General features: G+C 66.6%; 14 protein-coding genes. 10 read left to right on the top strand and 4 right to left on the bottom strand.

Features of this window, described 5'->3' with window-relative positions:
* Nucleotides 1-197: 197 nt before the first annotated feature.
* Nucleotides 198-1,586 carry an HNH endonuclease signature motif containing protein gene (locus ABQF30_RS13220; protein ID WP_448464302.1) on the top strand — a complete coding sequence of 463 codons (1,389 nt, stop codon included), beginning with the start codon at nucleotides 198-200 and terminating at the stop codon, nucleotides 1,584-1,586.
* On the opposite strand, the gene ABQF30_RS13215 is transcribed toward ABQF30_RS13220, so the two are convergent.
* Complete coding sequence (locus ABQF30_RS13215; RefSeq protein WP_448464300.1) at nucleotides 1,574-2,209, bottom strand: class I SAM-dependent methyltransferase; 636 nt, start codon at nucleotides 2,207-2,209, stop codon at nucleotides 1,574-1,576. The two genes, ABQF30_RS13220 and ABQF30_RS13215, sit on opposite strands and share 13 nt — an antisense overlap.
* Nucleotides 2,210-2,262: 53 nt before the next feature.
* On the opposite strand from ABQF30_RS13215, the gene ABQF30_RS13210 reads away from it, so the two are divergent.
* The 4 genes from ABQF30_RS13210 (at nucleotide 2,263) to ABQF30_RS13195 (ending at nucleotide 5,455) form a co-directional block, all read left to right on the top strand.
* Nucleotides 2,263-2,730, top strand: a complete 468-nt coding sequence (locus ABQF30_RS13210; protein ID WP_448464298.1) for an AAA family ATPase — start codon at nucleotides 2,263-2,265, stop codon at nucleotides 2,728-2,730.
* A 10-nt stretch (nucleotides 2,731-2,740) separates the two neighbouring features.
* On the top strand, nucleotides 2,741-3,304 hold the full coding sequence (locus ABQF30_RS13205) for a hypothetical protein (protein WP_448464296.1): 564 nt from the start codon (nucleotides 2,741-2,743) through the stop codon (nucleotides 3,302-3,304).
* A gap of 76 nt (nucleotides 3,305-3,380) precedes the next feature.
* A complete protein-coding gene (locus ABQF30_RS13200) occupies nucleotides 3,381-4,760 on the top strand; it encodes a PepSY-associated TM helix domain-containing protein (RefSeq protein ID WP_448464294.1) in 1,380 nt (459 codons plus the stop codon).
* 26 nt (nucleotides 4,761-4,786) lie between these two features.
* On the top strand, nucleotides 4,787-5,455 hold the full coding sequence (locus ABQF30_RS13195) for a GNAT family N-acetyltransferase (protein ID WP_448464292.1): 669 nt from the start codon (nucleotides 4,787-4,789) through the stop codon (nucleotides 5,453-5,455).
* On the opposite strand, the gene ABQF30_RS13190 is transcribed toward ABQF30_RS13195, so the two are convergent.
* A complete protein-coding gene (locus ABQF30_RS13190; RefSeq protein ID WP_448464290.1) occupies nucleotides 5,452-6,030 on the bottom strand; it encodes a TetR/AcrR family transcriptional regulator in 579 nt (192 codons plus the stop codon). The two genes, ABQF30_RS13195 and ABQF30_RS13190, sit on opposite strands and share 4 nt — an antisense overlap.
* Nucleotides 6,031-6,136: 106 nt before the next feature.
* On the opposite strand from ABQF30_RS13190, the gene ABQF30_RS13185 reads away from it, so the two are divergent.
* From ABQF30_RS13185 to ABQF30_RS13165, 5 genes are all read left to right on the top strand, one after another.
* Nucleotides 6,137-7,129, top strand: coding sequence for an NAD-dependent epimerase/dehydratase family protein (locus ABQF30_RS13185; RefSeq protein ID WP_448464288.1), 993 nt, complete (start codon nucleotides 6,137-6,139; stop codon nucleotides 7,127-7,129).
* Complete coding sequence (locus ABQF30_RS13180) at nucleotides 7,126-9,342, top strand: acyl-CoA dehydrogenase family protein (protein WP_448464286.1); 2,217 nt, start codon at nucleotides 7,126-7,128, stop codon at nucleotides 9,340-9,342. The genes ABQF30_RS13185 and ABQF30_RS13180 overlap by 4 nt, the downstream gene beginning before the upstream one ends.
* Before the next feature lie 10 nt (nucleotides 9,343-9,352).
* Nucleotides 9,353-10,561, top strand: coding sequence for a thiolase family protein (locus ABQF30_RS13175; protein ID WP_448464284.1), 1,209 nt, complete (start codon nucleotides 9,353-9,355; stop codon nucleotides 10,559-10,561).
* Nucleotides 10,561-10,971, top strand: a complete 411-nt coding sequence (locus tag ABQF30_RS13170) for a Zn-ribbon domain-containing OB-fold protein (protein WP_448464282.1) — start codon at nucleotides 10,561-10,563, stop codon at nucleotides 10,969-10,971. The genes ABQF30_RS13175 and ABQF30_RS13170 overlap by 1 nt, the downstream gene beginning before the upstream one ends.
* Before the next feature lie 77 nt (nucleotides 10,972-11,048).
* Nucleotides 11,049-11,354 (top strand): hypothetical protein, encoded by a 306-nt coding sequence (locus tag ABQF30_RS13165; RefSeq protein WP_448464280.1) that lies wholly within the window; start codon nucleotides 11,049-11,051, stop codon nucleotides 11,352-11,354.
* 22 nt (nucleotides 11,355-11,376) lie between these two features.
* Here ABQF30_RS13165 and ABQF30_RS13160 read toward each other — a convergent pair whose 3' ends face one another.
* Nucleotides 11,377-12,195, bottom strand: coding sequence for a mycofactocin-coupled SDR family oxidoreductase (locus ABQF30_RS13160; RefSeq protein ID WP_448464278.1), 819 nt, complete (start codon nucleotides 12,193-12,195; stop codon nucleotides 11,377-11,379).
* The gene (locus tag ABQF30_RS13155; RefSeq protein WP_448464276.1) at nucleotides 12,192-13,025 is read right to left on the bottom strand and encodes an oxidoreductase; all 834 of its coding nucleotides are present in this window, start codon (nucleotides 13,023-13,025) and stop codon (nucleotides 12,192-12,194) included. Before ABQF30_RS13155 ends, ABQF30_RS13160 begins: the two co-directional genes overlap by 4 nt.
* Nucleotide 13,026 lies beyond the last annotated feature (1 nt).

Here is a 13,026-nt window from a genome sequence, read left to right as displayed (position 1 = left end):
ATCGCCAGCGTACGGCTCCGGCCGGAGCGGGCCGGTCGACCTGGGCCAGAAGCAACTTTCTCTTGCTACTTTCTCCGGTGACCTTCTCCGGCGAGCGTGCGTGTCTGTTGGTCGACATGCCGTGTGGGAGCGGCATTTTGCGCACGCTCGCGAGTTTCCCGCGCATTCTGTCAGTAGTTCGAACTAGTGTTCGATGCATGGATTCCACGGTGGCTGCCAGGCTCGCCGCGTTGAGCGCAGCGATAGAGGGTGTGCGGGGCCTGCCGTGGGGGTCGTTGTCGGCGGCCGATCTGCTTCAGGTGTGTGCCGGGGTTCAGGATGTGCGCAATGTGGTGCCGGTGGTCGAGCATGCGGCGATCGCGGCGTTGGCCGAGCAGACCACCCCGGCGGTGATCGGGGCGAAGTCCTGGCCGGAGGTGATGCGGATCCGGTTGCGGATTTCCGGGGATGAGGCGCGGCGGCGGTTTCGCGATGCGATCAACCTGGGCCCGCGGACGTCGGTGACCGGTGAGGTGCTGGCGCCGCGGCGTGCGGCGACCGCGGCGGCGCAGGCGGGGGGTTGGGTGACCCCCGATCATGTGGAGGAGTTGGAGAAGTTTTTCACCAAATGCCCGGACTGGGTCGACCAGCAACGCCGGGAGCGGTTTGAGGAGAAGTTGGTGGCGGTCGCCGCCCGCGAAACCCCGGAGACGCTGGGTCAGACGGTCAATGAGGCGTTGTATTTGTTGGATCAGGATGGCGACAAGCCGATCGATGTTCCGGTTGAGCGCAAGCGGGGCCTGACGTTTCATCCGCAGCAGCCCGATGGGTTGTCGAAGGTGTCGGGGTGGGTGACCCCGGAGTTTCGTGCGACGTGGGAACCGGCCCGCGCCAAATACGCCGCGCCCGGGATGTGCAACCCCGACGATGAAACCCCCTGCATCAGTGGGGTGCCGTCCGAGGAAGCCATCCAGGCCGATACCCGCAGCATCCCGCAGCGCACTCATGATGCGTTTCTGGCGGTGGGGCGTCATGCGTTGATGTCGGGGGAGTTGGGGCAGCACAACGGGTTGCCGGTGTCGATCATCGTCACCACCACCCTGCAGGAACTGGAAGCCGGGGCGGGGATCGCGGTCACCGCCGGCGGATCGAAACTGCCGATCCCCGACGTCATCAAGCTGGCCGCCCACGCCTGGCATTATCTGGCGGTGTTCGACGCGGCGTCGAATGTGCCGTTGTATTTCGGTCGGACCAAACGGATCGCCACCCCGGGGCAGCGGTTGTTGTTGTTCGCGCGGGATCGGGGCTGTACGCGGCCGGGGTGTACTGCGGGTGGTTATCAGTGTCAGGCCCATCATGCCGATACCGATTTCGCCAAGGGTGGGCTGACCGATATCACTGAACTTGCCCTGGGGTGTGGGCCGGATCAGCGTCTGGTCGGGCCCGGCAAGTGGACCACCCGCATCACCCACAACGGGCGCTGTGAATGGATCCCGCCACCCCTGCTGGACATCGGCCAATCCCGCATCAACAACTACCATCACCCGCAGACCTACCTCACCGAACCCAACAAGGACGACGGCGAAACCGACTGTCAACCAACCTGATACGCCGTCCGGTGTGCGATGACGAAGGCTTGAGCGGTGATCTCGTTGAGCTGCTCTTGGCGCTCACGCCTCGCTGTTGCGTACACGGTGAACCCGGCGGTGTGCAGGGCATCGCACACCGCGGATGTATCGTGCCGCAAGAAGGTCATGTCCACCTGACGACCGAATGCTTCATCGTAAACCGAAGGGGGCGCGTCAGTTTGGAAGGCCAGCAACAGCCAGCCCGGGTCGGTCAGCACTCTGCTGAAACCCTCGAAAAGCTGGGGGAGTCGATCGGTCGGCGTATGAATGATCGAGTACCAGGCACACACTGCGTCGAACGTGCGGTCAGGAAAGGGCAGCGCGAACATGTCGGCCACCCGGAAGCGAATCTGCGGATACCGCTGTTGCGCAATGGAAACCATCGCTGCGGATCCGTCGATGCCCTGGGCGTTCAGGCAGCGGCTGAGTTCGGCGGCGGCCGGGCCGGGTCCGCAGCCTACGTCCAGAGCGTCGCTGCCGCCAGATTGGCGAACAAGGTCGGCGAATGACTCCACCAGGCGTCGATCAAAAGGTCTGGCATCGAAGTCGTCGACTAAGGTCTCGGCATACTCGGCGGCGATCAGCTCGTATTGGTCGTACACGAGGGGTCACACTAGGCCGGGGGCACGACACCACCGGATGCGACACTGCGGACGTGACCGCGATCCTGATCACCGGCATGTCGGGCGTGGGGAAGTCCACCGTCCTGGCCGAGCTGGCCACGCGTGGCTACGAAACCGTCGACACCGACTATGGGGACTGGATACACACGGTCGACGGTGAACCGATGTGGCGTGAGTCGTACATCCACGCGCTGCTCGACCGGCCGCGTACCGGCCCGCTGTTCGTCCAGGGAACGGTGGCCAATCAGATTGTCTTCTATCCGAGGTTTACTGCGGTCGTGCTCCTAACCGCACCTCGAGAGGTGATACTTCACCGCGTACGGACCCGCACCGGCAACGATTTCGGCAAGACCGCCGCCGAGTTGGCCAAGATCTTCCGTGACATCGACGAGACCGAACCACTGCTGCGTGCGGGTGCGACGCATGAACTGGACACCACACGACCGCTCGCCGAGGTGGCCGAAGCGCTCGCCGTGATAGCCAACGTGCCTGGCAGGTAAAGTTCCGCAGGTGAGCACGCCTGTCGACCACGCTGCGCGCATGCGCGGCGGCCTGGTCGGTGCGTGCTCGGCGTTGACCGCGGCGGTGGCGCACACCGCGGCCGGTGGTGCAGCGCCGGCCAGTAGTCCGTTGGTCGTGCTGTTGACGCTGTGCGCGACGCTTGGCGCAGCGGTGGCCGGATTCAGCCCGCAGACGCGGCCCGCCAAGGCGGCCCTGCTGATCGCGGGTCTCGGTGCCGGTCAAACCCTCGGCCACCTGGCGCTTTCCATGACCGGCGGTCACCATCACGCCACCGCGCTGCTGACCGCGCCGATGCTGGCGCTGCACATCGGCGCTGCGATCGGGCTTGGCCTGTTGATCGGCGCCGTCGAATACCTCTATGTGGTCTGCGGCTCAGTGTTGTGCTGGCTGCGGATCTTCACTGCGGCCCGGATTCGGCCTTCCGGCCGAGCGGTCTGGTGGCCGTCGAACGTGGTGGTGGCGCGGCCTGTTCTGCTGCGCACCGGTCTGGGAATGCGGGCACCGCCCGCGTTTTCCCGCTGCGCGCGTTTAGCGCGCGCTCGCTTCCGTTAAAGCCCGCCGGATTGCCGACGGGCTGTTGCCCGTTGCGCGCCCGGCTGCGCGCTTCCCTTGAGCGAAGGCATTTCCCATGACCACGACCCCTGACGATCAACTACGCACCGAACCCCCACCCGTCAAACCCAACGCCATCCGCCCCCTGCTCGTACGGCTGCATTTCTACGCGGGCATCTTCGTCGGCCCGTTCATTCTCATCGCGGCTGTCACCGGCCTGCTGTATGCGCTCATCCCGCAGATCGACAACATGGTCTTCCGCCACGAGCTGACCGTCGACCAGGTCGGCGAGCACCGTCTGCCGCTGGCCGATCAACTCGTCGCGGCCCGCGCCGCGCACCCCGAAGGTTCCGTCGAAAGCATCCGGCCACCCGTCGAACCCGACGAGACCACCCAGGTGCGCCTGATCGTCGACGACGTGCCACCCGACTACTCCCGCACGGTCTTCGTCGACCCCTACACCGGTGAGGTCCGGGGTGCCCTCACCACATACGGCCAGTGGATGCCGGTACGGGCCTGGTTCGACGAGTTGCACCGCAACCTCCACCTCGGCGCGCTCGGACGCAACTACAGCGAGCTCGCGGCGAGCTGGATGTGGGTGATCGCCCTCGCCGGGCTGGCACTGTGGCTCCTACAGCGGCGCGACAGTGGGCGTCGCCTCGTCGTACCGGACCGCGCGGTCACCGGCCGACGACGCACGATGTCCTGGCATGGTGCGGTCGGGGTGTGGACGGTCGTGGTGTTGCTCGGCCTGTCGGTGTCCGGTATCACCTGGTCGCGGTATGCGGGTGAGACGGTCAACGGCATTCAGACCCAGCTCAACACCACCGCACCGAGCGTCGAGACCGCGTTGGCCGGCGGACGTACCGCGGCCGCGCCCCATCACGGTCACGCCGGCGGCCAAACCGCACTGCACGGCGCGGACACCGTGCTGCGCACCGCCGAAGCGGCCGGGTTGCAAGGCCCGATGTGGCTGAACCCACCGGCAGAATCGGGCGAAGCCTGGAAAGTCGCTGAGCGCAAGCGCAATTGGCCGACCCGCTACGACTCCATCGCCGTGGATCCGCACAGCGGGGCGATCACCGACCGGGTCGACTTCGCGGACTGGCCCCTGCTGGCCAAGCTCACCGAATGGACGATCGAAGCCCATATGGGTCTCCTGTTCGGCCTAGCCAACCAGATCGCCCTGGCGCTCACCATGATCGGCCTCATCACCGTGATCGTGCGTGGCTACCGGATGTGGTGGCAGCGCCGTCCCACCCGGGGCTCGGCATGGGCGGTGGGGCGCCCCCCGCTGCGTGGCTCGATCCGACGGCTCCCGCCGCTGGGTATCGCGACTGTGGCGCTCGTGACCGTCGCGATCGGCTGGTGCCTGCCGCTGTTCGGGCTCAGTCTGCTGGCTTTCCTGATTGTCGACGCCGTCGTTGCCGTCAAGAAGCGGGCCTCAGGTGCGTAGCGGGTCGCTGTTCTACGCTCACAGTTATGACCGATCACGACAAGGCCGCGGCGCGGCGCGAAATTGCCGACGCTCTGCTCAATGCCCTCAACCGGCGGCACGAATTGCTCGACGTGATCGTGGAGGCCGAGGATCGGAGAGGCGCCATCGACGCGGTGTCCGACCTGCTCGGCACCTCCCAGGCCGCCGCCGAGGCCGTGATCGGGTTGTCCTTCGCGCAGATCACCAAGGATTCCCGCCGTCAGATCGCGGCCGAACTCGACGACCTGAACAGCCAGCTGAGCTTCACGGTGGGCGAACGCCCGGCGAGCTCGGGGGACACGCTGGAGTTGCGGGCGTTCTCGGCCGCCGCCGACCGCGACATCTTTGCGGCTCGCACTGCTGATGTCGGCGCCAGCGGTGACGGCTCAGGAGCGCCCGCCGCCGAACTCGACGACGAGATCGGCGCGGCGCTGGGCCGGGTGAATGCCGAAGAGGCGGCGTGGTTCGTGGCCGTCGAGGGCACCGAGAAGGTCGGAATGGTGTTCGGCGAGCTTGTCGGCGGCGAGGTGAACGTCCGGATCTGGATTCACCCCGACTTCCGCAAGCGCGGCTACGGCACCGCGGCACTGCGCAAGTGTCGTTCGGAGATGGCTTCGTACTTTCCCGCGGTCCCGATGGTGGTTCGCGCGCCCGGAGCGGTCCCCCCGGCCTAACGGCTTATGCGCAGACTGGCCACGATCATGCGGGCGGTGTCTTCGGCGCGCTGCTTCGAGTAGCTTCGGCCCTCCGACAGGATCGCGTAGACGACCGCGCCCAACACGGCGTCGGCGGCCGCTTGCGCGGTATCCGCGTCGACCTCCTCGACAAGCAGTCGGCTCCGAACGGAGTCGAGCAGTGGCCGGCTGAAACCCGCGCGCAGCCGGGCCGCGGTGTCCTCGTGTTCGAGTGACGCGGCCGTCAGGGTGCGCAGCATGGCATAGCCCCGTTTGGTGGTCAGCGCCGCGGCCAGCGTTCCCGCCCAGGAGACCAGGTCTGCGGTGACGTCGTCGGTGGTCGGCATCGTGGCCAGGATCTTGTCGGCATCCTCGAGCAGGACGTCGGCGACCAAGGCGGGCCGGCTCGGCCACCAGCGGTAGATGGTCTGCTTACCGACCCCGGCCCGCGCCGCAACCGCCTCGATACTCAGCCCGTCAAAACCGCGGTCCAGCAACAATTCTCGGGTGGCCTCGATGATAGCCACCCGAGACCTTTCGTTACGCCGGCGCGGGGGCTGGGTTTCGGTGGTCATCTGGGCGTCCTCGGGTGTCTTTACACCAACAGCTACGCACCGTAGTCTCCCACAAGACGAGACGGACCGTCTCGCGAATCGCGGACGAGGATGAACGCAAGGGCGTATGACTGCTACGAAACTGGTCATCGGGGCCAGCGGTTTCCTCGGCGCGCACGTCACCCGGCGGCTGGTCGAGCGTGGTGACGACGTCCGGGTGCTGATCCGCAGCACCAGCTCCACCCGGGGCATCGACGACCTGCCGGTCGAGCGGCGCTACGGCGACATCTTCGATGAGGACTCGGTGCGCGCCGCGATGGCCGGCTGTGACGTGGTGTACTACTGCGTCGTCGACGCGCGGGCCTGGCTGCGCGATCCGGCACCGTTGTGGCGCACGAATGTCGAAGGGCTGCAACGCGTCCTGGATGTAGCTGTCGACGCAAACTTGCGCAAGTTCGTGTTCACCAGCTCGATCGCCACCATCGGGCTGGCTGAATCCGGCTGTGCCACCGAGGAGATGCCGAACAACTGGCTCGATGTCGGCGGTGAGTACGTGCGCACCCGAGTGCTCGCCGAGCAGATGGTGCTGCGATATCACCGGGAACACGGACTGCCCGCGGTGGCGATGTGCGTTTCGAATACCTACGGCCCGGGGGATTGGCTTCCGACACCACACGGCGGGCTCGTCGCCGCGGCGGTGCGCGGCAAGTTGCCGTTCTATGTCAAAGGGGCGGCCGCCGAGGTTGTCGGAATCGCCGACGCTGCCGATGCGTTGATCCTGGCCGGCGAACACGGCAGGCCCGGCGAACGCTACATCGTGTCGGAACGTTTCATGACGGCCCAGCAGATCTATCAAACCGCATGTGCAGCAGTCGATGTCGAACCGCCACAGCGTGGTGTGCCGATCCGGGTACTGGCAGCCGCCGGCGCTGTCGCCGAGCGCGTGGCGCGTCTGGCCCGTCGTGACACCAAGCTGAGTCCGCTGACCGTGCGGTTGATGCACCTGATGTCGCCGATGGATCACGGCAAGGCGGTGCGGGAGCTCGGCTGGCAACCCGGCCCGACACCGGACGCCATCGCAGAGGCCGCCCGGTTCTTCGTCTCCAGGAGGCGCGCATGACCATCGCACTCACTCCCGAACAGGAACAACTGGGCGAAGCGGTCCGCCGGTTCGCCGACCGCCACGCGCCGGTCGCCACGACCCGCGCCGACTTCGACGGGCTTGCGAAGGGCAAGCTACCGTCCTGGTGGGATGAATTGGTGGGTAACGGGTTTCACGCGGTCCACCTGCCGGAGAGCGTCGGCGGTCAGGGTGGCGAACTCGCCGACATGGCCTGTGTCCTGGAAGCCGCCGCGTCCGCACTCCTGCCCGGACCACTGCCTGCCACCGCGATCGCCGGCGCGGTGGTGTCGATTGCAGATGAAAGCGACCCCGCCACAGCACTTCTGGAAGAGATCGCGGCCGGAGCCACCGCGACCGTGGTGTTGCCGGAGCACTCCGATTTCAGCGCGGTGGCCGAGCGTGACGGCTGGCGCATCAGCGGCTCCTCCGGTCTGACGCTGGGCATCTGTTCGGCACAGCGCGTGATCGTGCCTGCCCGCCGTGCCGACGGTGCACTGCTGTGGGCGGTGCTTGATCCCGCCGGATGCGATCTCGAGGCGCGCACCGGCACCGACCTGACCACGGATCTCGGCATCCTGCACCTGCAGGACCACCCGGTGCCGCACACAGCGGTACTGTCCGGACTCGACGAAGACAGAATCGTCAGCCTCACCGTCGCCCTGACCGCGTGCGCGGCCGCCGGCGTCATGCAGTGGTGCGTGCGGTCGGTCACCGAACACCTCTGCACCCGTGAACAATTCGGAAAGCCGATCGGCACGTTCCAGGCCCTGCAACACAAGGCCGCCATGCTGTTGGTCAACAGCCAGCTGGCGACCGCGGCGGCCTGGGACGCGGTACGTGCCGTCGGACACGATAGCGCCGATCAGCACCGGCTGGCGGCCGCCACGGCCGCCGTCATGGCGGTGACGCCCGCACCCGGTCTGGTGCTCGAAGCGCTCACCATGCTCGGCGCGATCGGCTTCACCTGGGAACACGATCTGCACCTCTATTGGCGCCGGGCCACGAGCCTGGCCGCCTCGATCGGTCCGGTGTCACGCTGGACCCGCCAGTTGGGTGAACTGTCCGGAATCGCCACGCGCGATATGACAGTCGACCTCGGGGATGCCGACGCGGACTTCCGAGCCTCCGTGAGCGACGTCCTCGACACCGCGCTCACACTGGTGGACGACGGAGCGGGCCGGCAGGACGACCGCCCGGAGTTCGCCACCGGCGCGCGACGCGACCTTCTGGCCGGCGCCGGCCTGATCGCCCCGCACTGGCCGGCGCCGTGGGGACGCGACGCCACCGTGCGTCAACAGCTCGTCGTGGATGAGGAATTCGGCAAGCGTGCTTTGCAGCGCCCGTCGATCGGTATCGCGGAATGGATTCTGCCGAGCATCATCGCCGCCGGTACCGACGAGGTGCGGCAGCGGTTCGTACCGGCGACGTTGCGTGGCGAGCTGGCCTGGTGCCAGTTGTTCAGCGAGCCCGGTGCCGGTTCGGACCTCGCGTCGCTGACCACGCGAGCGGCCCGCGTCGACGGTGGCTGGATCATCAACGGGCACAAGATCTGGACCTCGGTTGCGCACCGGGCTGATTACGGAGCCCTGCTCGCGCGGACCGACCCAGCCGCATCCAAGCACCGCGGCATCGGCTACTTCATCCTCGACATGCGTTCGCCCGGAGTGGAATTCCGCCAGATCATCCAGTCCAGCGGGCGTGCGGACTTCAACGAGGTGTTCCTCACCGACGTCTTCATCCCCGACGAGATGCTGCTCGGCGAGCCAACGGCGGGTTGGCAGCTGGCGATCAGCACGATGGCCCAGGAGCGGGTCGCGATAAGCGGCTACGTGCACATCGACCGGGTTGGTGCGTTGCGGGAACTCGCCGAGGTGAGCGCGGATCGCGATCCGGTACTGCACGCGATCGGTGAGGTCGACGCATACACCAATGCACTCAAGGCGCTCGGTATGCGAGAGACGCTGCGCCTGCTGGACGGGCAGGCACCCGGCCCGGCGTCGAGCATCGCCAAGGTCGCCACCAACGTGATGCTCCGCCGAGCAGCGGCCCTCACGCTGGGCCTCACCGGGCGGCTGGCACTCGAACAGGACAGCGAGCCAGCTGTCGTGGCGCCATATCTGGACTTGCCGGCCGAGCTGATCGGCGGCGGTACCACCGAGATTCAGCTCAACATCATCGCCCAGATGATTCTGGGCTTGCCCCGTAAATGAGGAGCCGGTTATGGGATTAAAGGGTGAGGCCGCGATCGTCGGCTATGTCGAGTTGCCGCCCGAGCGGATGAGCGCAGCGTCTCCGGCGCCGTTCACGCTCGAACAGTGGGCGCTGCTGGCGGCGGCTGCTCTCGATGACGCGGGGCTTTCGGCCGAGCTCGTCGACGGCATCGTCACCTCGCACCTGGGCGAGTCGGAGATCTTCGTACCCTCGACTGTCGCCGAATACCTCGGCGTGCGGGCGAACTTCGCGGAGATGGTTGACCTCGGCGGGGCCAGTGCCGCGGGAATGGTGTGGCGCGCGGCCGCAGCCGTCGAACTCGGCATCTGCGACGTCGTGCTGTGCGCACTGCCCGCCAGATATATCACCGCGACCTCGGAGCGCAAGCCCAAGCCGCTGACCGACGCGGTGTTCTTCGGCTCATCGAGCAACCAATACGGTTCTCCGCAGGCCGAATTCGAGATCCCGTACGGCAACCTCGGTCAGAACGGCCCGTACGGCCAGGTCGCGCAGCGCTACGCCCACGAGTACGGCTACGACGAGCGGGCGATGGCGAAGATCGTGGTGGATCAGCGCGTCAACGCCAACCACACCGACGGTGCGATCTGGAAAGACAAACCGCTGACCATCGAAGACGTCCTGGCCAGCCCCGTCATCGCCGACCCCCTGCACATGCTGGAGATCGTGATGCCGTGCGTCGGTGGCGCCGCGGTCGTCGTCGCGAACGCCGATGTCGCCGCCCGCGCACGCAACCGGCCGGTGTGGGTCAAAGGTTTTGGCGAACATGTGCCGTTCAAAACCCCTACCTACGCCGAGAACCTGCTCGACACCCCGATCCGGCGGGCAGCCGATACGGCGTTCGCAATGACCGGGCTCACCCGAGGCCAGATGGACATGGTGTCGATCTACGACTGCTACACCATCACGGTGTTGCTCAGCCTGGAGGATGCCGGCTTCTGCGAGAAGGGCAAGGGCATGGCGTTCGTATCCGATCATGACCTGACCTTCCGCGGTGACTTCCCGCTGAACACTGCGGGCGGGCAACTCGGGTTCGGTCAGGCCGGACTCGCAGGCGGCATGCATCACGTGTGCGACGCCACCCGCCAGATCATGGGTCGTGCCGGTGCTGCCCAGGTAGCCCACTGCGATCGGGCGTTCGTCTCCGGCAACGGCGGCATCCTCTCCGAACAGACGACCTTGATCCTGGAAGGCGACTGATGACCGGATTCGCCCGGCCCATGCCGGTGAAAACACCTACCAGCGCGCCGTTCTGGGATGCGTTGAGCGAACATCGCATCGTCATCCAGTACTCGCCGTCCACCGATGCGTGGGTGTTCTACCCGCGGGTCCTGGCGCCGCGCACGCTGGCCGCGGACCTGCAGTGGCGAGAGATCTCCGGGATGGGCACGTTGTATACGTTCACGGTGGCGCGCCGACCGGTCGGCCCGCATTTCGCCGACGCCGTCCCGCAAATGCTTGCTGTCGTGGAATGGGATGAAGGCCCGCGCTTCTCCACCGAGATGGTCGATGTGGCGGCCGAGGATCTGCGCATCGGTATGCGGGTGCGTCCGGTGTTTCACGACTATCCCGACAGCGCCGTCACGATGCTGCGCTACACACCCGCCTGACCACTACTTTCTCGAAAACTAGTGGCTGCCCTCACAAATTACTTGGCAGAAGGCTCACAGCGGAGGATTATGGAGTCATGCTAACCATACGGAAACTTGTGGGGTCAGTCTTCGTAGCAGGAGCCGCAGCCGCGATTGCAGCCGGACCGACAGCGGCGCTTTTTGCTGACGCACCTACCACTCTCACCGACCTGACCGGAACCAATCAGGTCGTCCTCGCCAGTCCGAGCGGCAGCGGCGACGCCGGCGGCGGCGGTGGCTGCGACAGCGGACCAGGCTGGCAGGGCTGCGGCGGCTGGAACCCGGTTCAGGGTGGCTGGGGCCATGGCTGCATCAACGGCATCTGCGGTGGCTGGGACGGCCAGCGCGGCTGGGGTAACTGACCACCCGTCGACTTTGCGGCGCTCAACGCACGGTGAAGCCGGCGTCGAGCGGCCAGGTGGTTCCGGTGATGAACGACGCCGCGTCGCTCACCAGCCACGCGACGGCGCCGGCCACCTGCTCGGGCTGTAGCAACGGGATCGGCAGCGCGTTCTGCATGCCCGCGAGCCACGGATCCTCGGCGGCGGCCAGCGCCATGGTGGTCTCGTTGAGGATCATGTCGGTGGCGACCCCGCTCGGGTGAATGGTGTTCACCCGGATCGAATGCGGTGCAAGCTGATTGGCCCAGCCCTGCATCAGTCCCACCAGCGCGCGCTTCGACGCGGTGTAGGCCTGTAGACCCGCCCGGTCGGTCCCGGCGGCCTTGATCCCTGCGGTTGAACTGGCCAGCACCACCGATCCACCGCGTCCACCGTCGATCAGTGCGGGGATGGCCGCCTCCACGGTGTTCCAGACGCCGACGAGATTCACGTCGACGATGTCCTGAAAAACCTGATGCGGCTTGTCGCTGTCGGTCAGCCGGATGATCCCCGCGTTGGCGATGACGATGTCGAGGCGTTCGAATTCGGCGACACCCTCGCCGACGATGGTCTCGATGGCGGTGGCGTCGCGCACGTCAGCTTGCTGGGCGACGATCCGGCGGCCCAGGGTCTCAACTCGTTTGACCGTCTCGGCCAGATCGTCCGGAGTGGAACCGGGATAGTCGGTGGACTCGAACTCGGCGCAGATGTCCACGGCGAGGATGTCGGCGCCCGCGCTCGCCAACGCCAGCGCGTAGGCCCGGCCGAGGCCGCGGGCGGCGCCGGTGATGAACGCGACGCGGCCATCCAGCCCCGGTGTCATGTTTTAGGAAAGTTCACGTCGCGGGTCACAGCTTCCCATTCGTCGATCGACGCCGACATCGCCGCAAGCTTGTCGCGCACAGCCTTGAGCACGTCGCGGCCCAACAGCAATCGCAACGGCGGCTCGTCGAGGCCGGTCACCATCAGCACCGCCGCGGCCACCTTGCGCGGGTCTCCGGGCAGATCATTGGCGAACTGCTTGATCAGCGTCTTACGGGCGCCGACATTCTCGGCGTAATCGTCGATTTCCGAGCGGGTTTCCTGCATCGAGCGGGCCGCCCAGTCGGTGCGGAAGGCGCCCGGCTCGATGGCCGTCACCTTGATTCCCAGCGGTTTGACCTCGGCTGCCAGTGCTTCGGTCAATGCTTCGAGCGCGAACTTGGTCGAGGAGTAGTAGGCGTTTGGCGGGTTGGCGACCAGCCCGGTCATGGACGAAATGTTCACGATGTGGCCCGCGCGGCGCTCGCGCATGCCCGGAAGTACCGCTTTGATCATGTCCACGACACCGAAATAGTTGGTGTCGAACAGCTTCCGGACCGCGGCGTCCTCGCCCTCCTCGACCGCCGAGAGGTAGCCATGGCCTGCGTTGTTGACCAGCACGTCGATCCCGCCGAACGCCTCGTCGGCGGCTTGCACCGCAGCGCTGATCTGGCCTATGTCGGTGACGTCGAGCCCGACGGCACGTGCCTGCTCGCCGAACTCGTCGACGAGGTCCTGCACTGTTTCGACGCGCCGCGCAGTGACGACTACTTGGTGACCGGATTCCAATGCAGCGTGGGCGATCTCCCGCCCGATACCGGTCGAGCAGCCGGTGACCAACCAGCGTGCCATC

Source organism: Mycolicibacterium sp. XJ870 (genome assembly GCF_053483975.1).
The sequence above is the reverse complement of the archived record's forward strand: the minus strand, read 5'-3'. Positions and strand labels throughout refer to the sequence as shown.